Origin of the sequence: Paenibacillus sp. IHBB 10380 (genome assembly GCF_000949425.1) — a bacterium.
GTDB lineage: Bacteria > Bacillota > Bacilli > Paenibacillales > Paenibacillaceae > Paenibacillus_AQ.
Genome location: NZ_CP010976.1, coordinates 608,257 through 633,464, shown reverse-complemented (window position 1 = coordinate 633,464; position 25,208 = coordinate 608,257). Strand labels below are relative to the sequence as shown.

The 25,208-nt window shown below is 40.4% G+C and carries 21 protein-coding genes and 1 pseudogene; 4 read left to right on the top strand and 18 right to left on the bottom strand.

All coding sequences use genetic code 11. The features are described from left to right. Positions 1 to 1,482 (top strand): glycosyltransferase, encoded by a 1,482-nt coding sequence (locus UB51_RS02700; RefSeq protein WP_044875960.1) that lies wholly within the window; start codon positions 1 to 3, stop codon positions 1,480 to 1,482. Between the two features lie 79 nt (positions 1,483 to 1,561). On the opposite strand, the pseudogene UB51_RS02695 reads toward UB51_RS02700, so the two are convergent. The 3 genes and pseudogenes from UB51_RS02695 to UB51_RS02685 form a co-directional block, all read right to left on the bottom strand. Beyond that, positions 1,562 to 1,822: pseudogene (locus tag UB51_RS02695) on the bottom strand (aldo/keto reductase); the annotation flags it as partial. A gap of 189 nt (positions 1,823 to 2,011) precedes the next feature. Then, complete coding sequence (locus UB51_RS02690) at positions 2,012 to 2,755, bottom strand: NAD-dependent protein deacylase (RefSeq protein WP_044875958.1); 744 nt, start codon at positions 2,753 to 2,755, stop codon at positions 2,012 to 2,014. 23 nt (positions 2,756 to 2,778) lie between these two features. Continuing rightward, positions 2,779 to 3,543 carry an HAD family hydrolase gene (locus tag UB51_RS02685; RefSeq protein WP_234405527.1) on the bottom strand — a complete coding sequence of 255 codons (765 nt, stop codon included), beginning with the start codon at positions 3,541 to 3,543 and terminating at the stop codon, positions 2,779 to 2,781. Positions 3,544 to 3,808: 265 nt separating this feature from the next. Here UB51_RS02685 and UB51_RS02680 point away from each other — a divergent pair, with 265 nt between their 5' ends. Further along, positions 3,809 to 4,840: an acyltransferase family protein gene (locus UB51_RS02680; RefSeq protein ID WP_044875956.1), complete on the top strand. Its 1,032-nt coding sequence runs from the start codon at positions 3,809 to 3,811 to the stop codon at positions 4,838 to 4,840. A gap of 276 nt (positions 4,841 to 5,116) precedes the next feature. Further along, a complete protein-coding gene (gene ilvD, locus UB51_RS02675; RefSeq protein WP_044875955.1) occupies positions 5,117 to 6,802 on the top strand; it encodes a dihydroxy-acid dehydratase in 1,686 nt (561 codons plus the stop codon). 111 nt (positions 6,803 to 6,913) lie between these two features. Here ilvD and UB51_RS02670 read toward each other — a convergent pair whose 3' ends face one another. Further along, complete coding sequence (locus tag UB51_RS02670; protein WP_044875954.1) at positions 6,914 to 8,326, bottom strand: polysaccharide deacetylase family protein; 1,413 nt, start codon at positions 8,324 to 8,326, stop codon at positions 6,914 to 6,916. 168 nt (positions 8,327 to 8,494) lie between these two features. On the opposite strand from UB51_RS02670, the gene UB51_RS02665 reads away from it, so the two are divergent. Next, positions 8,495 to 9,661: an AI-2E family transporter gene (locus UB51_RS02665; RefSeq protein ID WP_044875953.1), complete on the top strand. Its 1,167-nt coding sequence runs from the start codon at positions 8,495 to 8,497 to the stop codon at positions 9,659 to 9,661. Here the strand turns inward: UB51_RS02665 and UB51_RS02660 are convergent. The 14 genes from UB51_RS02660 to UB51_RS02595 form a co-directional block, all read right to left on the bottom strand. Further along, positions 9,601 to 11,409 (bottom strand): peptidoglycan D,D-transpeptidase FtsI family protein, encoded by a 1,809-nt coding sequence (locus UB51_RS02660; RefSeq protein ID WP_044875952.1) that lies wholly within the window; start codon positions 11,407 to 11,409, stop codon positions 9,601 to 9,603. The two genes, UB51_RS02665 and UB51_RS02660, sit on opposite strands and share 61 nt — an antisense overlap. Before the next feature lie 159 nt (positions 11,410 to 11,568). Then, a complete protein-coding gene (locus tag UB51_RS02655) occupies positions 11,569 to 13,725 on the bottom strand; it encodes a methyl-accepting chemotaxis protein (RefSeq protein WP_044875951.1) in 2,157 nt (718 codons plus the stop codon). A gap of 196 nt (positions 13,726 to 13,921) precedes the next feature. Then, positions 13,922 to 15,253 carry a peptidase U32 family protein gene (locus tag UB51_RS02650; RefSeq protein ID WP_044875950.1) on the bottom strand — a complete coding sequence of 444 codons (1,332 nt, stop codon included), beginning with the start codon at positions 15,251 to 15,253 and terminating at the stop codon, positions 13,922 to 13,924. Between the two features lie 28 nt (positions 15,254 to 15,281). Next, complete coding sequence (locus tag UB51_RS02645) at positions 15,282 to 16,214, bottom strand: peptidase U32 family protein (RefSeq protein WP_044875949.1); 933 nt, start codon at positions 16,212 to 16,214, stop codon at positions 15,282 to 15,284. A 12-nt stretch (positions 16,215 to 16,226) separates the two neighbouring features. Further along, on the bottom strand, positions 16,227 to 17,276 hold the full coding sequence (gene mltG, locus UB51_RS02640; RefSeq protein ID WP_044875948.1) for an endolytic transglycosylase MltG: 1,050 nt from the start codon (positions 17,274 to 17,276) through the stop codon (positions 16,227 to 16,229). 74 nt (positions 17,277 to 17,350) lie between these two features. Then, on the bottom strand, positions 17,351 to 17,659 hold the full coding sequence (locus UB51_RS02635) for a DUF1292 domain-containing protein (protein WP_044875947.1): 309 nt from the start codon (positions 17,657 to 17,659) through the stop codon (positions 17,351 to 17,353). Between the two features lie 12 nt (positions 17,660 to 17,671). Continuing rightward, entirely contained in the window at positions 17,672 to 17,968 is a 297-nt protein-coding gene (locus UB51_RS02630; RefSeq protein ID WP_044875946.1) for a DUF1292 domain-containing protein, read from the bottom strand. Positions 17,969 to 17,979: 11 nt separating this feature from the next. Further along, positions 17,980 to 18,396 (bottom strand): Holliday junction resolvase RuvX, encoded by a 417-nt coding sequence (gene ruvX / locus UB51_RS02625; RefSeq protein ID WP_044875945.1) that lies wholly within the window; start codon positions 18,394 to 18,396, stop codon positions 17,980 to 17,982. A gap of 9 nt (positions 18,397 to 18,405) precedes the next feature. Further along, positions 18,406 to 18,666 carry an IreB family regulatory phosphoprotein gene (locus UB51_RS02620; protein WP_044875944.1) on the bottom strand — a complete coding sequence of 87 codons (261 nt, stop codon included), beginning with the start codon at positions 18,664 to 18,666 and terminating at the stop codon, positions 18,406 to 18,408. 159 nt (positions 18,667 to 18,825) lie between these two features. Further along, on the bottom strand, positions 18,826 to 21,453 hold the full coding sequence (gene alaS, locus UB51_RS02615; RefSeq protein WP_044875943.1) for an alanine--tRNA ligase: 2,628 nt from the start codon (positions 21,451 to 21,453) through the stop codon (positions 18,826 to 18,828). 393 nt (positions 21,454 to 21,846) lie between these two features. Beyond that, positions 21,847 to 22,878, bottom strand: a complete 1,032-nt coding sequence (locus UB51_RS02610) for an AI-2E family transporter (RefSeq protein WP_445322365.1) — start codon at positions 22,876 to 22,878, stop codon at positions 21,847 to 21,849. Positions 22,879 to 23,175: 297 nt separating this feature from the next. Continuing rightward, on the bottom strand, positions 23,176 to 23,385 hold the full coding sequence (locus UB51_RS02605) for a hypothetical protein (protein ID WP_044875941.1): 210 nt from the start codon (positions 23,383 to 23,385) through the stop codon (positions 23,176 to 23,178). Between the two features lie 12 nt (positions 23,386 to 23,397). Beyond that, on the bottom strand, positions 23,398 to 23,919 hold the full coding sequence (locus tag UB51_RS02600) for a PRC-barrel domain-containing protein (protein ID WP_044879850.1): 522 nt from the start codon (positions 23,917 to 23,919) through the stop codon (positions 23,398 to 23,400). 135 nt (positions 23,920 to 24,054) lie between these two features. Then, positions 24,055 to 25,203: a cysteine desulfurase family protein gene (locus tag UB51_RS02595; RefSeq protein WP_044879849.1), complete on the bottom strand. Its 1,149-nt coding sequence runs from the start codon at positions 25,201 to 25,203 to the stop codon at positions 24,055 to 24,057. Between the last annotated feature and the right edge of the window lie 5 nt (positions 25,204 to 25,208).

Here is a 25,208-nt window from a genome sequence, read left to right as displayed (position 1 = left end):
ATGGTCTTTATTACGGAACAACTCGCTGCCCGTTTCTATCGATTTGGAACCCATACATATGTACAGGAGGGTGGACAGTTTGTGTACCCCGAAGAAGTATCCATTGGAAGTAATGTATTTATCCGAGCGCACTATTGGTTCAACATCATCTCACCTGGCATAGGGCCCTCTCCCAAAATCTTGATTGGTGACGGTTGCCAATGTAATCTAGGCCTGATTATATCTGCCGTTAACCACGTAGAATTAGAAGCCAATGTGTTAATTGGCCCCAACGTGTATTTGTCTGATACCGACCATCAATACCGAGAGGTTGGTATTCCTATTCATTCACAGGGAATTACCACAACTACAGCTTCCATCATTATTGGAGAAGGCGCATGGGTGGGGGCTAATGCAGTTATTGTAGGAAATGTAACCATCGGCAAAGGTAGCGTTGTTTCAGCAAACAGTGTCGTTGTTCGCGATGTACCTGATTATTGTGTCGTTGGTGGTTCCCCTGCCCGTTTACTTAAAGTTTATGATCCTGGCTCAAGTGAATGGGTTCGGGTCCGAGATCTTGAAGAAGCCAATCACTTACTTAACAAACGACGCGATCAGCCCCTTCTATCCATCTGTATCCCGACCTATAATCGCGCAGAAGATCTAGCAAGATGCCTAGAGTCTATCTATTCTCAAATAGGAAATACGGATTTAATCGAAGTTCGTATTTCCGATAATGCTTCCACTGACACTACACAGGAAGTTGTGGAACGATATCAAGCTTCCTATACGAATTTATTCTATGAACGAAATCAGGACAATATCGGTGCAGATTCTAATATTCTACATGTACTAGAGCAAGGGAAGGGGAAATTCATTAAAATTCAAGGCGACGATGACTTCTATGTAGCAGGATCACTTATTCCTCTACTCCATATTCTTCACACCCATAAAGATTGCGCCGTCTTTCACATTGATCTGCTGGGAGAAGGTGGTCAAGTTAAAGTAGAGACCGGAGAAGGGTTAGCTTCCTATCTTACCGCGTCCTCTATTTATGCTTCATTCATCTCAGGTACTATTCTCCGCCGAGAGGATTGGGGATTATTGCATGATCGGACGCTGTTTCTTGATTCATCATTCAATCAAATCTATTGGCAGTACACTTTACTGGAGCATAATCCTAAATTCTGTATCATTCATAGCCATATGTTCACTTATGCTGGCAATGAGTCCACCGGCTACAACTTTGGGCGTGTATTCATTGACAGCTACCAACGCATCTTACAGAATTTCATTGGACGCGGTCTAACAGAACAGGATATCCGCACGGATAAGCGGCGCGTGTTATATGATTTTATATTACCGCAGTATGCACGGTTTACCGCAAGAGGAGCCGGCGCAATGCTAGAGCGGTTCGAGCATTACTTTACAGAGTACTATCAGAATGAGGAGTACTATGAGGAGGCGCTGAAGCAGATCAGAGCTATACTCCCTAACAGATAAATAAGTTTCCTTTTCCATATAGCAAATAAAGAGACATTCCCAAGCCATATGACTTTAGGAATGTCTCTTTAGAATGGAATTAGTTCTCTGTTTTAAGAATCGACTCGATACGATCGAGCTCTTCACTTGTGAACTCAAGATTATTTAGAGCTGCCACATTATCCTCAATCTGGCTAACACGACTTGCTCCAATCAATACGGATGTCAATTTGTTACCACGTAATGCCCAAGATAGTGCTAACTGGGCTAAGCTCTGACCTCTAGTAGCTGCTAATTGATTCAGTGCATGCAATTTACGAAGTACTTCCGGCGTAATATTGTCCTCATTCAAAAAGACAGAGGCACAAATGTATTACCCCCACCAAAATTATGCCAAAGACCTAAAGAGACTGCTGGAAGTTCAGACCCGAACGCCCGACACGATTGTATTTCATGGAAGTATATCTTTCTTCATTTGCTGTATATACCATTATGATCCACCTCTCTAATTCCAGGAATAAATATTACAATCAGGCTTCAACCTTCTTCATTATTGTCCAAGTATACGACTCACTTGATCCATGACTTCTCCAATTTTATGTGAGATATGAAGGTCTGCTCGATGATCATAAGGCGTAGCATCGATGTTCAGTAGCACAGACCGATTTCCTTGATAATATGATACTAGCTGCGCTGCTGGCTGCACAGTTAACGAGGTCCCACCAACAATAATCAAATCCGCGCTAGAGATCGCTTCCATAGCCTCATAAAGAATAGTCTGATCTAAAGATTCTTCATACAGTACCACATCAGGCTTAATCACTGAATTACATGAGGTACAACGAGGAACTAAGTCTACACTTTCAATAATGGTGTCCAAATCATAGAAATGTGCGCATCCCATACAATAATTGCGATGAATGGAACCATGTAATTCTAATACCCTTGAACTTCCAGCCTTTTGATGAAGCCCGTCAATATTCTGTGTAATGATACTTTTCAACTGCCCCCGCTGCTCAAGAGTAGCTAGTAAATGATGGCAAGTGTTCGGTTTAGCATCCTTATGAATCATTTTGGTGCGGTAGAAATCATAAAATACCTCAGGACGCTCTACAAAAAAATGATGACTTAGCATCTCCTCAGGTGGGTACGGTGAGTGCTGTTCACTTTGATACAACCCTGCTGCTGAACGAAAATCAGGAATCCCACTCTCTGTCGAAGTTCCCGCTCCTCCAAAAAAAACAATACGCTCACTTTCTTGAATCCACGAAGCTAAGGTTTCAATTTTTTGCATTTCTATATTTACCTCCACATTTATCATTTCAGTTGTAATTCATCATAGCTAGTAATGAGCACATCAGCATCAAGCAAGTAATCTTCTCCGTCGCTCCTATTAGTAATCCCAATTGCCAAGCTTATCCCTGCGTTCTTCGCCATCTGCATATCTCCGTTACTGTCCCCAATAAGAACCATTTGCTCTGGTCGAAGTCCAAGAATTATCCCTGCCTTCTCCACCATTTCAGGATGCGGCTTACTCTGGCTCACTTGATCGCGGCCAATGATGACTTGAAAGAAATCTTTCAAGCCAATCCATTGAAGTTGCTCAATAGCAGAAGAAGTGTCATCAGATGTGACCACCCCTATTTTCAAAGAGGAATCACGGCAATGAAGCAAAAAATTTAGTAATCCCGGCATGGGATGGGCTGGTTTCCGTTGTTTAACATCTTCCATAGCGCTTTTACAAATATACGATGCCTCCATAGTAGCTTCATTCCATGGAACTCCTGCGTGGTATAATTGCCAAGCTAATATCCCAATGGTCTCCTCTGTAGTCGCCATAGCAAGAGGGCCTTTCGTATCATAATTATACAGCTTTCCTGTCTCATTATGTACAGTCCCAAGTATGAATTGTTTATCCCCTGTGTATTCAGCTCCGATTAGCGTAAGTTTTTCTTCCATTCTTTGCAATACAGAATCTGCCCAACCTCCCCACAAAGTCATAAAATCGAACAACGTACCGTCTTTATCAAATAATATGCCTTCGCAAGACACTCGATGAATTCCTGCATGAAGTATTGGCAATCCAGTCCCCCCTTCCATTTTTACCTCTTTAGACTATCTTTCGTTGATTTAATTCCATTGTTGAACGACAGTTAAAAATTGTCAATGTATGTGGTATTCAATCTATTCAATAGATAGACACAACTAATTGAAGTGACACCGCTTACATTCGTGATATAAATCACAATTAAAAACGGTTAAGCATAGTAATTTAAAATTGTAGATAAATAAAGAGAAGCATTCTAGAGAATTAGCGCCTTTGGATAGGCTACTGGAGGAAATTACAATGGATAATACTCTTGAAAAACGGGGAGAAACCTATTTTCTCAATTTACGTTTCCTACTTATTGTAACTGTTTTTGTTGGCAATGCCATTGAACCTTTAATTAAAGAAATGACTGGGGTACATCAACTATTCTTGTGGATTCTCACTTTTCATATGCCCCTATTTGTACTGGTTACAGGATATTTCTCTAAAGCTAAGCTACATGGTACGATTGGACGAGAAATATTAATTCAAATATGTATACAATATGTTATTTTTCAGTCCCTCTATTCTTTATTGGATATTACTATCTTTCATATGGGATCTATTACTCACTCCTTCTTCGCCCCTTATCTATTGCTATGGTTTCTGGTTAGCCACTTCTTTTGGCGTTTGTTAACTCTAGCTATGTATAAATTATCACCTATTCATCAGATCATAATTTCTCTGATTTTGGGCGTAATGGTGGGATACCTACAACTTGATGGCGTGTGGCTCAGTGTAAGTCGGACCTTTGTTTATTTACCATTCTTTTTAATCGGACACTACCTTAATTTCGAGAAATTTTTGAACTTTTTCACTTTTGAAAAAAGACTTGGCGCTGCATTCGTATCTATGGGTATCTTTGTTATTCTAGGATTATGGGGATTGAATCTACCCGAAGGTTGGCTATTTGGAAGCATGACTTATATGCAATTAGAATCTTATGGATGGTTTTCTGGTGTCTTTCGTATAGCTCTATATCTCTTGCAATTCATCTCGGCAGCTGCATTTCTCGCTTGGGTCCCTATGTATGCTAGTCGCATAACTGAATTAGGTCGGCGGACACTATACGTGTTCCTATTACATGGCTTTATTATTCGTCTAGCTTATTCATCTGGGTTATATCAACATATCCAACGGCCTTTGGATGCAGTAGTCCTAATACTAAGTGCTGTCATACTAACCATTCTATTGGCACAACCCGCAGTACGCTTTGTAGCACACCCAATCATAGAACCCTCAATCCATTGGGTCAGTTCCTTGGAACGTCGAGGCTTTAATCGATCATGATAACATTGGATTCTGTACACTTCTTTAAAGAATTGTATTAAACAGTAACCCTCCAGGGTGTCAAAAACAATCATAATTCTGGTAGTATGTGCATTAACAAACATAAGACACCACCTCTCCTATTCAATGGAAAGGTGGTGTCTTATTCTTTCATAGCTTGCTAGAAAAAATGATATGTTTGTGGTAGACTCATGTAAAACCTTTACATGTTTTCTCTTTCGATTAACCGCGCTAAAGCAATGAAACCATAAATTATTTGGGGGGAAATTGAACAACATGAAGACCAAAAAAATGCGTTCAGATATGATTAAGAAAGGCTTCGATCGTGCTCCTCACCGTAGTCTGTTGCGTGCAGCAGGCGTAAAGGAAGAGGATTTCGGCAAACCTTTTATTGCAGTATGTAACTCTTATATCGACATCGTTCCAGGACATGTTCATCTTCAAGAATTCGGCAAAATTGTCAAAGAAGCCATTCGTGAAGCTGGAGGTGTTCCTTTTGAATTTAATACGATCGGTGTAGATGATGGTATCGCTATGGGACACATTGGTATGCGCTACTCTTTGCCAAGCCGCGAAATCATTGCGGATTCATTAGAAACTGTAGTTGCAGCACACTGGTTCGATGGTATGGTCTGTATCCCGAACTGTGACAAAATTACCCCCGGTATGATGATGGGTGCCCTTCGTGTTAATATTCCTACCTTATTTGTCAGTGGTGGACCTATGAAAGCAGGAAAGGACAGCAACGGTCGTTCCATTTCACTTACCTCTGTCTTTGAAGGTGTAGGAGCTCACCAAGTAGGTAAATTATCCGATGAGGGCTTGCTAGAACTTGAACAGTTCGGTTGTCCTACTTGTGGATCTTGCTCTGGAATGTTCACAGCTAACTCTATGAACTGTCTAGCAGAAGGTCTGGGACTTGCCCTACCTGGTAATGGAACTATCCTAGCGGTAGCTCCAGAACGCAAAGATTTCGTTAGACAATCTGCTAAGCAGTTAATGGAACTCATCAAGTTAGATATCAAACCTAGAGATATCGTTACAATGGACGCTCTAGATAATGCATTTGCGCTAGATATGGCGATGGGTGGATCAACCAACACCGTATTGCATACACTGGCCCTAGCTCATGAAGCAGGTCTTGAATATCCAATCGAACGCATTAATGAAGTAGCTAACCGCGTACCTCATTTGGCTAAACTCGCTCCAGCTTCAGACTGGCACATCGAGGATCTACACAATGCAGGTGGTGTCAGTGCCATTATTAATGAACTACTGAAGAAACCAGGCGCAATTAATGGCGACTGTATTACGGTTTCTGCTAAGACGTTACGCGAAAATGTTGAGGGTTGTGAAATTCTTGACCACAATGTTATCCACCCATTAGACCAACCACATTCTGAACGTGGTGGACTTGCCGTCTTGTTCGGGAACTTAGCACCAGGAGGCTCCATCATTAAAGTAGGTGCTGTCGACGCTTCTGTAGGTGGCTATCATAAAGGACCTGCAATCTGCTTCGATTCCCAAGATGAAGCTCTAGCTGGAATTGCTAATGGTAAAGTAGTAGAAGGACATGTTGTAGTCATTCGCTATGAAGGTCCTAAGGGTGGACCAGGTATGCCAGAAATGCTTGCTCCAACATCACAAATTGTTGGAATGGGTCTGGGTGCTAAAGTAGGACTGATTACAGATGGTCGTTTCTCAGGCGCATCTCGTGGTATTAGCATCGGACATATTTCTCCAGAAGCTGCTGAAGGCGGACCTATTGCCTTTGTAGAGGATGGAGATATCATCGAGCTAGATCTCAACAATCGTACAATCCAGCTTGAAATTGATGATGAGGAATTTGAGCGTCGTCGTCAAAATTGGAAAGGCTTTGAACCTAAAGTCAAAACAGGATATCTTGCTCGTTACTCTAAACTAGTAACCAATGCAAGTTCTGGCGGAGTGTTGAAGATTTAATAGATTGCCATTAACTAAATCAATACATGATCTTTATAACAAATCCGGACACTCATACGAGCGTCCGGATTTTTTCATTTGAATATTATGCGATCTAAATTGAAAGGAATACTATACAATCGGTGGCGTACCTTCTAATCCTTGAGAAGCTCCTAATAAAGATACACTCCGTAATTGCTCTTCTTCAGCTCCAAGGTCCTGTTTATTTGCCTTCGTATTTGGATTACGATGTGAGCCGTTGACCGCATAATATTTGTTTAGTTGATCTATTGGCATAACAAGCATTTTGGGAACCAATTTATCTGCGGATTCATTCAAGCGATCTTGACCTGCTGGATGTATAATTCTCATTAAAAGTTTTAGATAAAGACCTGTTGTTTTCGCAAACCAACCTTCTGGTAAATCACGAATGCTAAATCCAAACTTCTCAGGTCCACGATTAATCATACTTACACCATATAATGCCTTGGCATCCTTTAAATCATCATTGTCCATTAACTGCTGTGCTAGTGAAGGAAGTTCTTTCTCCATTGAACGAATCATTTTAATAGCCAAATGAACGGTTGAACGTGAATTGATTCCAATATGAAACAACTTTTCATTGTCAAAATGAAGCTCAATCACTTTGTCACCTTTATGTAGAACCATCCCATTGTCTAGGGTAATATTGTTGCCTTGGTAAGGACGAAGTCGATAGTGGATAAATGGATTATGCGGTGTAACTGTTCGAAGACGAAAAACAAAATGGAAAATCATTTCCCATAATAACCACAACTTAACCACGGCAAGCTTACTACGTGAAAGCTTTTTCTCAGCTGCGTTCTCTTTAGCAGAAATCATGTCGTCAATACGAATACTATGCAGATCACGCTGCTGAGCCTCTTGTAGAACCTTATCTAAAGCAATGAGCATTTGTTCTGGTGCATTAGCATTAGCTCCAACTGTTGAACCACAATCATGTAAAAGCATTACTTCCCCAGGCTTCAATTTACTCAGCATTCGTGTAGCCAAGCGATCCGCCCCCGTACTCTCACGCCAATCTCCAAACATAGATGACCATAACACAATTTTGAATTGGTTTCGCTTAGAGAAGTCAAACAAATTAATAATCCCCCACGGTGGTCGGTAGTAAGATGTACGTTCACCCGTTATATCATGTATTATTTTATCTGTCTTCATGATCTGATTACGAACAGTTCTAGGACGCATTAACCAATTCGACTTATGAGTATAATTATGAATACCAATGAGATGCCCTTCATCATGCATTCGCTTAATAAGTTCTGGATGCTGTTCGGCATTACTTCCTACTACGAAAAAAGTACCTTTAGCATGATATTGTTTAAGTAAATCCAATAATTGGGGTGTGTATTGCGGGTCGGGTCCATCATCAAAAGTAAGTGCAAACGCCCGTTTTCCCTTTCCCCTTCGAAAGACTCGAAATCCAAAAATACGAGTAATCATACCCGGGATGAATGCGTAAAATGATGAAATATAGAACAACCAAAGCAGCAAAGTCTGCATTTCATTCCCCCATTTTCCTCTGATAGACTTTGATACAATATAGAATGGGACCAAAAAATCACTATTATACATTTTATCATAATTGCCAAACAAATAGGCGTTTTTTTGAAAATGATGTACAATAGAATTCAGTAAATTATTGTTAAAATAAGGAGATGTTTTTAGTTTATGCTACCTCTATACAAAAAATATTGGCGTACTTTTTTTGACATTGGACTCATCGTACTTACAGTATTATTAATCATGTATGTCTCCAGTAAACTATACCAACTAGCAGCACCTGTATTTCTATCTATTCTCATTTTTATGATCATTGAACCATTTGCTCGTTTCCTACACCGAAGAGGACTCCCTAAAGCGTTTGCTTCTTCCATCTCTGTTCTATTGTTCGTGCTAATCATTCTAGGTATTTTGTTTGGAGCTGGGCTTGTTGTTATTTCACAAGTTGCACAAGTTCAAGAAAACTTACCGCAGTATACGATGGTCATTCAACGAGAATTCATGCATTTAACGGGATTTCTACATAATCAGATTGACTTGCTCCCTCCAAATATTACAGATAAAATGAATCAATATTTCACCATCATAACTGATTTTGCAACAGGTTGGATGGTTAACTTCTTTGCTTATATGATTACTGCGCTGACTTCATTCTCATCATTCATGGCTAATTTTGGTATCGCCATTATTCTAGCCTTTTTTCTCAGTATCGAGATTGAAACATGGAAACGCATTGCTAAAGAAAAATCGCCTAAGACATTCAAAACAGCCTTCACATTCCTCAAGACACATGTATTTAAATCTATTGGTTCTTATTTAAAAGCTCAGCTTATTATGGTCATGATAACCTTTGTAATTGTGTATATAGGGCTACTCATACTACAAACAGGCAGTGAACTATCCTTAGCGCTTGTCAGCGCCTTGTTCGATATTTTACCCCTTGTAGGCGTTCCTGCAATTCTGATTCCGTGGATTGTGTACTTGTTTATCGTTGGTAATACTAGCCTTGCTATCGGCCTAACAATCCTTCTTGTGGTGGTATTAATTGTTCGTCAATTATTAGAACCCAAAATAACCGGAAATTCAATAGGTGTATCATCTGCATTCTTAATGTTATCCTTTATGATCATTTCATTGTCCCTATTCGGTCTAGCTGGCTTGATTCTATCACCAATACTGCTTATTCTAATCAAAGAGTTACTAATGCAAGGATATTTACAAAGCTGGATTAGGTTGCCACGGGATGAATTTGAAGTTTCCCCATTCGATATGAGTCAGCCATCGCCGCCATCCGCTGTCGTACCTAACGAGGAAGATAATAAGCCCATCACTTGACCAAAAAGAGCCGTTGCTTGATTCTTTGTATTCGCCCTAGCATTCTGAAACAATACAGCAACGGCATATTTGGGTTTATTCGTAGGTCCATATCCAATAAACCATTGGTTATTACGAGGCTGTCCTTTCCACACCACTTCGGCTGTACCTGATTTGCCCGCTAACGACCATGTTGAAGTAGCTAGTGATTGCCCTGTTCCTTCAGTCACAACCTGCCTCATCCACGAAAGTAATAGTCTAGCTGTCTTAGGTTTAATTCCCGTCCCTTGGGAAGAGGATAAGCGATGCGGCACTAAGTTCTTCATAGTTTGTCCATTATTATAACTGATTTTCCCTAAAATTCTCGGTGATTGTACCTGTCCCTCATGAAGTAATGTAACAACCAAGTTAGCTGCCTGTAACGGTGTCACTTGGACATCTCGCTGTCCAATTCCAGTCTGAACACGAATCCCTCCATCCCTATTCTGGTTTGAAGCATCAAATATAACACCGGCATCTTCATGATCCAAAGGTCTGAAAGAAGACATTCCTAGAAAGTTCTCAGCCTGCCATCCCACCTTTATTCCCAGTCCAAGTCTATGAGCGGTACTTTCGATTTGTTCAGCACTCAGACGTTCTGCCAATGAAGCAAATACTACATTACAAGACTGAGCATAACCTTGTTCTAAACTTAAATGGCCATGTCCTCCTTCCCTCCAACAAGATAGCCCATATTTACCATAATGTCCGGAACAATGAAACTGCTCGCTGGCAGAGGTAATACCTGCTTCTAATGCTGCTGCAGCGATCACTGTTTTGAAGATGGAACCTGGAGCTGTCGCTTGGAGTGCTCTGTTATTCCATTCGCCCCGCTCAGGATGAATATCATGAGGATTATAGAATGGAGAGGATACCATCGCTACAACATCTGCTGAATTCACATCCAGTACCACTACTGCACCTTTCTCCATTCCCGATTCTCTAGTGAGCTTTTCTATGTTGTTCTGAAGATCATTATCCATAGTAGTCATAAACTTCAACGGATAATATGGATTATCCGGAGCCTTTACTCTGATCCCTGTATCTGGAATGGGTTTATTGTGACCATCAACGCTATAATATGCAATCGTAGGGCCTATCCCATGAAGCAGAGGTTCTAATGTCTTCTCTAACCCTGCAGCACCCGTCTGTAGATGATATCCTATATTCTTCTTATTGAGTTCTGCTTCTGCCTGAGACAAATATCCTAGCCATTGCATTCCAGATAATACATCCTTGTATCTCATTTGATAAGGTAATACTTCTATCCCACTAATATTCAGATTATTTATGATCCTTGACTGAGAGATACTCAGAGCCATAACTTCCTCATTTTTCTTATTTTTCCATATAAAGGGTTCCCTTATATTACCCCATACCTTTTGAAAAGAGAGCTTATTCGTACCTAGTGCCTCTGAAATACCTTCTAATTTTTCTGCATCTAAGTTCAGATTTACTGCTCCCTTCACTGGAAATAACACGGCAGTAGGTATCGTTTCACCTGTTAAAGAAATCCCATTCCGATCATAGAAACGTCCCCGTCCGGAATCCAGTATAATTCCACGTTCTCGTTGAAGCACTGACATTTCCTGAAGGGTATAAGTACTTCCGTGCAAGCGTGATGTTCTCATAAATAACTGTATAAATCCCAACCGGATGATCAAAACAACAATAATGATCGTTAATATGATAAGAGAGACCCATATACGTTTTTTCTGTCCTAATGTCATCTTGTCATCCTCTTTTCATTTTTCCACCATTATGCCCCTTTCACTCCATTCACAACCAGATTTGAATTAGCTCCAACACGATCTCCACCAATAAACACAAAAAAGAAGGGTCTCTTTCTTAGATAGAAAGAGACCCTTCTTACATTCTTTTTATGCATACTACATTGTGAAGTAAGATAATGTACTTTTTAATTCATTGGATACTTTCTCTAGTTTGGCTGACAACTGAACCAATTGCTCACCAATACTTTGTTGTTCATTACTTAATGATGCAACTTCCTCTGAAGTAGCCGAAGACTCCTCTGCTACTGCACTTACGTTGCTCATTGCATCTGCTAAGATTGATTGTGAATTGTTTAATCCATCAATAGATTGAGTTACCGAGTCCAATTGTTTAATAAAGTCTCCCATTTGCCCCTCAACCGATACGAATATTTCATTGGTTTCCTGTACAACGCTCATTTGATGCTGGAACAGAGGATAAGCATCAGATAATGCCTTAACCGTTTCATTCATCTCCATCATAATCCGATCTGTAATATCGCCAACCATCTCGATAGAATTTTTTGATTGCTCTGCTAATTGCCGAATTTCATCAGCAACAACCATGAACCCTCTACCTGCAGCTCCAGCACGTGCTGCTTCGATGGTCGCATTCAATGAAAGAATGTTCGTCTGCTTCGTAATATTTTGTAGTACTTCAAGTACTTTATTAACCGAAAGGGTCGTTTCCTTGAGTCCATCCACCTTATGCATCAATGAACGCGTCATATCTTCAGTCTGATGTGTTGAATCAAGTAAGTTACTCAATTGTTTAGTACCATTCTGACTAGAACTTTCAACATGACGTGCTGCCTTACCCATATCTCCATTGGCTTCAACAACAACTACCATTTGACGCGATATATGATCTGTAAGTTCATTACCTCGTTCTGCTTCTGTAGCCAAGCTACTAGCACCGTTAGCTATTTCTTCAGTAGCAACAGCGATCTCTTTGGCTGAAATAGCTGTTTTCTTAGATGCATCTGATAGCTCCTCCGCAGTATGAAGAACCTCCAGAGCCGTATTATTCGTCTGATGTACAAGATTTGTTATCTGCTCCATCATCGTATTGAAGCTGCCAGAGAGCTCCCCGATTTCATCTTTAGACACATGCCCAGAACGAACCTTGAGATTCCCCTTCGAACCTTCAATCATTAAATTCTTCAAATCACTTAAAGGACGTGCAATCATACGTACTAACCACAATCCAATGAAAAGGGCAATGACAGCAACTGCAACGGCAGACCAAATTGTAAGGATTAAGATAGATCTAGCATCCTTCACCAATTCAGTAGTAGGAACTGTGCCAATAAGCTGCCAACCTGTTTTATCCAGCGTGCTGTAAACCGCTAGAATTTCGTTGCCTTTTTCATCAGTAGTTGTTAGACTATTCGACGGTTCTTCTTGTCCATTCATAAAAGTAAATGTCGTTTGGGTAGCTGCCAAACCTTCTTTATTGGATGCTACAACGATTCCCTCTTTGGAGTTGAGCTCTAACCTACTCCCCTCACCCAAATCAACATTCTTTAATTGTTGCATCAATACATTCACTTTAATCTCTAATACGATAACGAATGGTTTAGAGTTACCTCTTATACTTTTGAATGTACGTGCTAGTTTTACATAGCTTGTTCCGTCTTCAGACACTTCTGAAGGAAACCAGGAAGAGACATTCTTTTCTTTTAACTTTTCATACCATTCTTGACTACGAACTGTCTCCAATTTCGTGCTTATGCTCCCTGTTGAGAAAGGTCTCTGCTTTTCATCTGGAGGTACAATAAATAAACCTTTAATAGACTCATTACCATTACTTAGATTCACTAATTTCTTTTCAATTTTATCATTCAATACAAACAAATCATAATCAGAATTGTTTCCTGATAATTGATTTAGTAAATCCTGCATATCATTATCAAAAAATATTTGTAATGAACTTTCTTCAAATTGATTAAATATAAGTTCTAGTTTATCAGCAGTTTGAATTAAAGTCTGTTCATTGGCATTAGCCGCATTCTTCTCAATGACTCCCTTTGCTTTTGAGTAAGAAAGAATACCTACCAATAGTACAAAAGATATAATAGCAATAAAGAAAATCAAAAATAACTTAACCCCAACCGACTTAGATGGATTAAATTTCTTTACCTGTCTTACTGATTTGAACACCCTTTTGACTCCACCTGGATTTTTATAAGTATCCTTTATTGCCCCCCTAACTTTCTTTACTTTATCCTGTACTTTATCTTTCTTTATTTCCTTCTTCGGACTTATTCCCATGAATTTTCACCTACCACTTAAGTTTCATGCACGACGCATTATGTAAGTTATTACGTTATGCTATTTCTTAACTATTCGACACTATCTTCCATTATCCTTTGCATTTAGCTTATTTATTTAAATCTAATTACCTACGGAGCTTGGATTACGACAAAAAAAGATCATTAATCTGTAGGATTAATGATCTTTAGTGAATTTAATTCTTTTTTCGCATCATATCAAAGTATTTTACAGGCTGATCGACTTTCATCACAACCTTCTGTAATGCATGCCTTGCTGCATCTAATTCATTACCCTTTTCATCCCATATAGTTTCGACATTTTGTTTAAAAAAGGTTCCGTTAGGCCCAAAAAACTCAATTTCTTGACCCTTCTTGAAATGATTCCGTTGCTGAATAACAGCGGTTCCCTTCTCAGCATCATATTCTAATACCAAGCCAGCAAAATCATATGGACTCCCCTTCTCTTCGGGTTCATAAATATGATCTTCATGGTCCGGTGTGTCATAAAAGAAACCTGTATTAAGAGGTCGGTTTGCCGCCTTATTGATCTCATCAACCCATTCTGGCTTAAGCACATAATTTTCTGGGTCAGCGAAATAAGAATCAATCGCTTGTCGATACACATTTACAACCGTGGCTACATAATGTAACGATTTCATACGCCCCTCAATTTTGAAGCTATCAATCCCTACTTCGATCAAATCAGGGATGCTGCCCAGCATACATAGGTCTTTAGATCCCATTGAAAAGGCGTTATCCTCTGGCTGAAATAATGGAATTTCTGTGATTCCTACCTTAGTTGGAGGCGTAACTATACCTTCATGAAAATCCTCTTCTGAAACCCAATTTTCTTCTGAAGGGGACCCTTCAAATAAGTCATATTTCCAACGACAGGATTGACAACAACCCCCACGATTTGAATCTCTATCCGTGAAATGATTAGAGAGTACACAACGTCCAGAGAAGGAGGAACACATCGCTCCATGTACAAAGGCTTCAATCTCGATATCAACATGCTGTTTGATCTCAGCGATTTCCTGTAGGCTAGCCTCACGGCCTAGTACAACACGAGGTAGTCCCTCTTCCTTCCAGAACTGAACCGCCTGCCAATTCATTGTCGATTGTTGCGTACTTAGGTGAACTTCTATTTCTGGAACCGCCCGCTGTGCAATTTCAATAATAGAGGGATCGGCGACAATAATTGCTGAAATTCCAGCTTTGTGTAAATTTCTTAAATACTCCTCTATACCTTCTAGATCCTCATTATGAGTATAAATATTTGTAGCTACAATGACTTTAGCTCCGTATTTTTTAGCAAATTCTACACCTTCACGCATTTCCTCGAAACTGAAATTATCTGCGTTAGAACGCAAACCGTATTTTTGCCCCCCAATATAGACAGCATCTGCACCATAATGTACTGCAAATTTCAATTTTTCCAAATTTCCAGCGGGTGCTAATAACTCGGGTTTATCCAGACGATATCTTTTACCGATATGCTTGGGTTTCTCATTCATGACCTTCATTTCTTTTCAACCTCACTTATGCTTGTAATTAATATACCTGTTCTTTATAAAAGAAGCCGAATGATAGCTCACGGTTATGATCCTGTACATTTCGAATGTTGTCCATCCATTGTTCCTGGTACACATAATTTAAAGGATCAGCTACATAAGTATCGATCGCTTGGCGATAAGATTTCACTACCATCTCATTGTAAACAAGAGGTTTGAGTAGTCCTTCCACCTTAAAACTGTTCACACCACTTTCAATAAGTAGATGTAAATCTTCTAATATACAAATATCGTCAGAACTCATAATATGTGTTCCGTTTACATCTTCATAGATTGGATATCTCTCTTCAGCACGCTCTGCTTCGATCAAAAACAGGCCTCTTTCCTTACTCAGGTTACCATCTAGCACCGGACGACCCTGATGGGACATATAACTCTCCACTAAATGTCTTTTTGAATGATAAATATTTGTCATCCCATGTACCTGAACCTGTGACTCAATCTGAAGCTCATTCTTCATGCTGATAATCTCGTCCATACTAAGCTCTCTAGCCAATACGACACGCGATGCACCTTTTCTACCCCAATAATTCGCCGTTGCGTAGTTGGTAGATGTCATTTCTGCATTCCAATGCAGCTTCACCGAAGGAGCATGCGTTCTGACCGCAAGTATGACAGCAGGATCATTAAACTCGACTGCATCAACACCCGCTTCACCTAGCGCTTTCACATAATCCGGTAGAAGACTCAATATATCATTCGTCATTAAATTATGAAGACTCACAACGATTCTAACATTACGGGCATGTCCTAATTGGACAGTCTCTCGAATATCATCCATGGAGAAATCTCCAGACAATCTCATACCGAACTTATCTTGTCCGATTAAAAGCGCGTCAGCACCAGCATCCATCATAACATTGGATTCTTCAACAGAACCTGCAGTTACTAAAAGCTCAGGTTTTTTATTCATGTTGCACCTCTATTATTGTGATTTACTATTACTTTTTTCAATATTCATTAAATGTTCCTTATATGTCTTAGCAAATAAATGCTCTTGTGATCCATCTTTCTTCGTTACATAGAACAAGTAAGGTGTAGACTCTGGACTCAAAGCAGCCTTTATTGAAGCAAGACTGGGGTTACATATCGGTCCTGGTGGGAGACCTTCCACCAAATAAGTGTTATACGGGCTATCCACTTTTAGATCTTTAAATAAGAGACGTTCCTTAGGCTGATCCAATGAATATTGCACAGTTGCATCAATTTCTAATTTTTGTCCAATATCCAAGCGATTATATATAACACCCGCTACCAATGAACGCTCCTTCTCTGCGACAACCTCACGTTCCACTAAAGAAGCTATCGTCAACAATTCGTGCACATGAAGTCCACGATCCTTCAACTTTTGTTCCAAATTATCAATACTATCCAGTTTCTGCTGTAACAGTGACGTCATCGTATCAATAATGTCAGCTTCCGTGCTTCCTTTTTTTAATTCATAGGTTTCAGGGAAAAGATAGCCTTCTAATGCATGCTTAATGCCAGTATTGTTGGGTATGTTGGCTACTAATGAGCTCTTAACACTCGATGAGTCGTTAACTAGCTTCAGAAAGGTTTCCTTATTGACAAATCCTTCTGTGCTTAATTTATCAGTCACCTGTTCAATGGTATAGCCTTCAGGTATTGTAAAGCGGATCATTTCTTCCTTAAGAACATTCCCCTCGTTAAGCATAGCAATCAACTCATCCATCGTCGTCCCTGGTTTAGCCGAGTAGGTTCCCGCTTGGAAGCGACTTCCTTGACTTGTATATTTCAAATACCCCTTAAAGATAAGTTCATTCTTAATCAATTGTTTGTCTTCTAACAGTTCTGCAATCTCTGCTGTGCCCATCCCGCGCTCAATCGTAAACGTAACAGGGTCATTAGATTCTGAAACCGGCTGTATACCATTCCATACATAAAACGCAGCGCCACCAATGATCAAGACTAGCAGCAAAAACAGAAATCTAATGATTTTGGTTCTAGCCTTCAAGAAAACCACGTCCCTTCACAGCCAAAAAGAGCGGACTAATCCGCCCTCTCAGCATGTAATGTTAGAATATTATTCTAGATCTCGTCTTGTGGGAAGGTCATCTCATCGTATAACTCAGCAATGTTCTCCCATTCCTCATCATCATCAATCGTAACCAGCTCTAAGTTGCCTTCTGCAGAAGTCACCACTTTAAGAATGTCATATTCCTCACTCTTATCATCCACGCTTTGCAATACAGCATAACTTTGATCTCCTACTACAAACTCAGCCGTTAGATCGTAAACAGAAGTTGTTCCGTCCTCGTCTTCAAGTTCTACAGTAGGTCCAAATATTTCTTTCAGACGATTGGTCCATGCAGCTTGATGCACAGAAAAATCACTCATAGATTACACCCCTTATTCTCCGTCGATTTCAGCAACAAGCGTGTTGAACGTTTCCTCAACAATAGCCCATTCTTCATCATTATCAATCATAAACAACTGAAGATCGTCACCGTCTTCTACATATCTAAATGCATAGACCTCATCCGTTTCTTCATCTTCTGAGTCCACTGGTACAACCATCATATACTTACTATCAGAACCATCCACTTCAAATTTCATGATGACCTCAAACTCTTCTTCATTGCCTTCATCATCTGGAATATAAATAATTTCCGGTTCTTCTTCTAAACTCATATTATCATTAGCCATTGGTATCACCCTCACCTTATACTCTTAGAATCTAAATAGTTTTGCAAAATCAAACTTGCGGCCATCATATCCACGACTTTTTTGCGCTTCTTCCGGCTGACATCAGCTTCAATCAGTGTTTTCTCTGCAGACACGGTTGTCAACCTCTCATCACGTAAATAAATGGGAAGTGACAATAATTCTTTCAGCTTATCTGCGAAATCAATGCATATTTGGCCCCGGAAACCTACGGTACCGTCCATATTTTTGGGCAAACCAACCACAATTTCAGAAACCTCGTGCTCACGAACTATTTCCGCAATCCGGTCAAACTCAGCCCCTTCACGACGGCGTTCAATGACTTCAAGCCCTTGAGCAGTCCAGCCAAATGCATCGCTGACTGCTACACCGATTCTGCGATCCCCATAATCCAATCCCATGATTCTCATGAAGTTCTCCTAACGGTGATTGGCTAAATAAAACTTAACTAGTTCTTCAATCAACTCATCACGTTCTTTTTTTCTGATCAGGCTTCTTGCATTGTTATGGCGAGGTATATAGGCAGGATCACCAGATAAAAGATATCCGACAATTTGGTTGATAGGATGATACTCCTTCTCCACCAACGCATCATATACCGTTAGAAGGATCTCTTTCGAGGAAGCTTCCAACTCATCGCCTGTAACATTAAATTTGACCGTCTTATCCATGGAATCCATTCAAGACACCTCGCTTCTCAAAAACATGAAACCATGTTTTGAACAATTGATTCAACAATCTGTGTTTCTAATTCATATCATACCATAGTCACTACGTTGTAAGGAAATCTATAGGTGAAATAAATCCAAATATTTAGCAACAATTTTGGGGGGGCGTCGTTACTTGCTTGCCACAAGCTCTTTTGCCAATTCCAATGCTTCATCCAGCTTGCTTGCGTCCTTACCGCCAGCTTGTGCCATGTCTGGACGACCACCGCCACCGCCACCACATACAGCAGCGATTTCTTTGACCAATTTACCCGCATGAAGACCGGATTTCACTAGATCTTGCGGTACCGCTACGATAAAGTTCACTTTATCTTCCATAGCAGCTCCCAACACCAATAAAGCATTAGGAAGTTTCCCCTTTAGTTCATCAGCCAGTGAACGAAGAGCGTCTACACTACTCGCTTGAACGCGAACAGCTAACAAATCAACTCCCCCTACGGATATAACTTGATCACTCAGTTTACCAGCTTCTATAATACTTAATTTACTTTGTAATGATTCATTGTCTCTATTCATTTCCTTAACTTGCTGATGTAATGCATCAATACGTTTCGGAACATCCAATAGGTTAGATTTAAGTAATTCTGCTGATTGCTTCAATACATCAAGCTGTCCTTCCATGAACTGATACGCAGAACGGCTTGTAACAGCTTCAATACGACGAACTCCTGATCCAATACCACTTTCACTCACCAATTTAAAGATACCAATCTGAGAAGTATTATCGACATGACAACCTCCACATAACTCCAGACTGTAATCTCCAACCTGTACGACACGTACGATATCGCCATACTTCTCTCCGAACAAAGCCATAGCTCCAAGTGACTTAGCTTCATCAATAGGCTTGTATTCGATATTAACATCTAGGCTATTCCATATCTGTTCGTTCACGCGTTGCTCTATCGTAATCAGCTCTTCTGGCGTGATACTACCGAAATGAGAGAAATCGAACCGTAGACGTTGTGTTTCTACAAGCGATCCCGCTTGATTCACATGATCTCCAAGCACTTCTTTTAACGCTTTGTGCAGTAAATGCGTAGCCGTATGATTCTTCACGATATCTGCACGTTTAGTACGATCTACTTCCGCTTTAACTTTCTCGCCAACTTTCAGCTCTCCAGACTCTACTTGTACATGATGAACATGTTGTCCTTGGGGAGCCTTGAATAGACCTTCAACTTTAGCTACAACGCTAATGCCGTGTAGCAAGCCCTGATCACTAATCTGTCCGCCGCTTTCCGCATAGAATGGTGTCTTGTCGAGTACAACTTGGCACATTACCCCTTCGCTTGCAGTATCAACCAACTGATCATTGACGATGATCGCCATAATTTGTGCCTCGGTTACGCAATCATTATATCCAACAAATTCACTTTTAATCGTAAAGTCAGAAAGAACGCCACCTTGGACCTTCATACTGTCTCCCTCATGCCGTGCAGCACGGGCACGTGTACGCTGCTCCTGCATGGCTGTGTCGAATCCTTCACGATCTACCGTTAAGCCATGCTCTGCAGCATAGTCTTCAGTCAAATCAAATGGGAAACCATAAGTGTCATATAATTTAAAAGCATCGTTACCATTAATCACTTTAATACCTTGTTTAAGGGCTTGGCTACTAATGTCTTCTAGAATAGCCAGACCATCAGAGAGTGTCTCATGGAACCGCTCTTCTTCTGTGAAAATAACCTTAGCAATAAACTCACGTTTCTCAACAACTTCTGGGTAGTAAACACCCATAACGTCTCCAACCGTTTCCGCCAGAGTGTACATAAACGGACGACTAAGCCCCATCATCTTCCCGTAACGAACAGCCCGGCGAAGTAAACGGCGAATAACATATCCGCGTCCTTCATTAGAAGGAAGCACTCCATCAGCTACAGCAAAAGAAACCGTACGAACATGATCCGCAATGACTTTTAAAGCAATATCCGTCTCTACACTGTCTTTATAAGTCACGCCTGCTAACTTCGCAGTACGTTCAATGAGTGGCATGAACAGATCTGTGTCAAAGTTGGATTCTACATTTTGTAGAATAGAAGCCAATCTCTCTAGACCTGCACCGGTATCAATATTTTTATTAGGAAGTGGCGTATAACTTCCATCTTTATTGTGATTAAATTGAGAGAACACAAGATTCCATACTTCTAAGAAACGCTCATTCTCTCCACCCGGATACATTTCAGGATCGGAAGAATCCAATTTCCCATAAGCATCACCACGATCATAAAAGATTTCCGTACACGGACCACAAGGACCCTCACCGATATCCCAGAAGTTATCTTCCAGCTTCACGATATGATCTTCAGGAAGTCCAATGTTCTCATGCCAATATTTATACGCTTCCTCATCCTCAGGAAATACAGTGACATATAGTTTGTTAGGGTCGAAGCCAATCCATTTCTTATCTGTAAGGAACTCCCATGCCCAAGTAATCACTTCCTCCTTGAAATAATCTCCAATAGAGAAGTTACCCAGCATTTCAAAAAATGTATGATGTCTACGCGTCTTTCCAACATTCTCAATATCGTTCGTCCGTATACATTTTTGCGAATTAGCAATACGTGGATTGTCAGGCTTTACGCGTCCATCAAAGTAAGACTTAAGTGGAGCCATCCCAGCATTAATCCATAGAAGTGATGGATCATTATGAGGTACGAGCGAAGCACTCGGCTCGATTTTATGTCCTTTTTCAGTAAAAAATTCCAACCATTTAGAACGAATCTCACTTGCTTTCATTAACTACCGCCTCCATCAATATAGGTATGACATATGCATGCCAGTAAACACAAAAAAAAACGCCCCTGAATCTTCAGGGACGAGGAACTCGCGGTACCACCCTGGTTATCGCCTTCTCTCCACGCAATAAAATATGCTGTGAGAACATTGCTGGCGATCGCCTTTGTAACGGCTGCTAACGGGGTCCACCCGGTGAAGTTGATTCACACTCCGAAATTAGCTTTCCGCCGGCAACACTTTCAAGCTCTCTCAGCCTTCATAACTACCGTCATGTAGGAGCTTGTTCTCTGGGTAAGGAACACCGTCGTACTTCATTTCATCGTCGATTTATCCATTGTTTACACATTGTCAGTACAAGTATATAGAGGTCCTATGCTTCTGTCAATCTAGGTCTTATATGGTCTTCCTTTTCACATAATAAGCAAAAAAATGAGCAATAATCACCTTGATAACAGCTAGGAACGGAACGGCTAATATCAGCCCAACTATTCCTGCTAGTTCCCCTCCAACTAGAAGTGAAAAGATGATAAGTACAGGATGTAGATGCAGTTTCCGCCCCACCACCTGTGGAGAGATCACATTACTCTCTAAAATTTGACATATCGTATTCACCACAACAACCAATAACAACATTTTTATAGAAACGGTAGATGCCATTACCACTGCAGGTGCAGCACCTAGAAAAGGTCCTAAATAAGGTACTACGTTAAAAATAGCTACGACACTGGCTAGCAATAGAGCATAGGGCATACCGATGATCATATAGCCGATATAAGCAAACACACCGATAATGAAACATACCAAAAATTGACCACGTACATAGTTGCCAAGTGCATTATCAATTTCTTTTAACAAAACTACAATTGATTTACGTCGAGACCGAGGCAGATAAGCAACAACGGTCCGTTCCAGCAGATCGAAATCCTTCAAAATATAAAAGATAAGAAAAGGAACGATAAAAATGTTAAGTACCATATTAATGGTACTCCCAATATGATTCATAAAATTCGAAATCCCTAATGCCAGTCTATCTTCCAATTGGAAAAACCAATTGGTAATCCCCGTTCTTACCCCCGATGGTAGCAGGTTATTATCGAGGTTCGTTACGAAGCTTTGCGCATGCATAGTCATTTCTGGTAAATGCTCATTTAATTCTTCAAGCTGCTTGATAAACATTGGAATCATATTAATCACAATGACAGCAAGGCTTGTTATAAATACAGCATAGATCAGCAGGACCGCCATGCTACGGGGGACTTTTCGATTCTGAAGCATACATACCACCGGATTTAGTACGTAAGAAATAATCATAGCCACTAAGAAGGGCGCAAGAATAACTTTTAGAAACTGATAGGCATGTACAAATAAAGGCCGTAATAACCATGTGAAATAAACAATGATTAATCCGACTAACACCCATATCATAAGGCGAAACCATTTATTCTGAGGGAGAGATTGCAAACGATTATTCCTCCTTTTTGCGGACTAGCTTTCTTATTAGTAGTATATGTCCGCGACTTGAAGAATAACCTAAAATATAACGAGATTTCATCTCTATAAAGATAAATGATTCTGTCGTTCCAAAAGGACGGCACTCGTCTACCAGAGCCGCTTATATACAAACAAAAAACATCTTGTATTCATTGACTCAACGGAGCCAATGAATACAAGATGCCTCTTGATATGTAAAAATATGATCATCTCAAAGAAATTAACTTTCAATTACGAAGAGACTTGTGTGTGAGGGAAATCGAGTGGCATTTCTTCACCAAAAAATAAATCATCCAGTGAACTCAATGTTCCATCTTCTTCTACTTGATACACCGACATTTTCTCTCCGTTAACTGTAAGTTCAATAAAACAACCCCAACAATAAAACTGGTGAGATCCGATCTTTCCAATATCTTTGGAATTGCAATTAGGACATCTCATATTCTTGATCACCTATCCGTTTACAGAATGAGTGGCATTTCGTAACCGCTCCTCGCTCATAGAAGGAACCATAACCGCATTCTCTCCAATAGCCATTTCAGATGTACAAGGCAGCCACTTACGGCCTTCCATCAGGTCTGTGACAAAACCATCACTTATTTCTAGACTTATTATTGTATTGCCCATTTCTTGATCAAAGTAAACATCTGAGATCACCCCAAGTCTAACACCTTCCTTCGTTAGAACAGGTAAATCCTTCAGTTTGTTCTTTCCTTGCGAATAGGTATACTGTATGTTGTCGGCTTCCAACTTGCGAACAGCCTGTTGATTACGAACCATCACGGCATCCTCACCGTATGCGATTATATCTCCCCAAGCGACGACCTTAGCCGTATGAGAGAACAATCCCTTACCTTCAAGCTCAAGCGCTTGAATCTTCCAATCGGAACTTAGAATGAAATCATAAACTTTACCGATTTCTTTCCCAGCTTCTACGTCGAATACAGAAAGCTCAATCATTTCCTGAAGCTTTATAGCAGAATGCCTCCTTATCGTCTTCAACTAGAAATTTATAGGTTCATCGTATGCGACTTACATGCTTACTCTACTATAATTTCCCGACGAAATAGATATCTATACCCTCCTTGTCCATCATTAGAGAATTCCCTGTCATCTAATACGTATACTACGCAGAATGGTTCCAATTTTTTGAGCTGTAATTTCCATTTCTTCAATGGTATTACCCAGACCGAAGCTAAATCGAATCGCAGAACGCAAAAGATGATCAGGAAGTTTCATTGCCTTGAGCACATGAGATAATTCTAGAGAACCCGAGGTACATGCCGAACCACTTGCCGCAGCAATTCCGGCTATGTCTAAATTCATTAATAACGTTTCTGTGTCCATCTCTGGGATGCTTATATTAATAATTTGAGGAAGATAGGCTGAAGGATGTCCATTTACCACAAAGGATGTACTCCCAATTTCCCGTTCCAATCCTTGTAGTAACGTACGACGAAGCGATGAATAGTGTAATTGTCTCTCTTCTATATTTTCCGTAACGATCTCCATTGCCTTAGAGAAACCTGCAATACCCGCTAGATTCTCCGTGCCCGCACGACGTTTCTTCTCTTGAAGCCCACCGTACAAACGTGGATTCATCTTCAGACCACGGCGAATATATAATGCTCCTACACCTTGAGGTCCATTAATTTTGTGTGAAGAGAAGCTCATCAAATCAACAGGTAGATCCTTGCAAGAAATAGGTACACTCCCGAGCGCTTGCACAGCATCCACGTGAAAAAGGACGCCGCGGCTTTGCGCAAGCTTCCCAATTTCTTCAATAGGCTGAATTGTACCTGATTCGTTATTCCCATACATAATGCTGATTAAGATCGTCTCATCCGTAATCGCATTCTCAACATCCTCTATTTGAACCTGACCTGTCTGATCCACAGGTAGATATGTCACTTGGTATCCTTGTCTCTCTAGTTCAGCACATGCATGTAGAACAGCATGATGCTCCGTTGCAGACGTAATAATATGTTTGCCTTGTGTCTGCAAGGCAGACGAAATGCCAAACAACGCTAAATTATCGCTCTCCGTCCCCCCTCCAGTGAACACCACTTCATCCGGACCACAACCTAATAGTGTAGAGACACTATCACGTGCTCCACTCATCGTACGCTTGGCTGCTCTACCGAAAGAGTGAACACTAGAAGCATTCCCAAATTGTTCTGTCATGATCTTCATCATAACCTCTGCAACTTGAGGATGAATGGGGGTGGAAGCCGCATGATCCAAATAAATTGAATTCATCATTA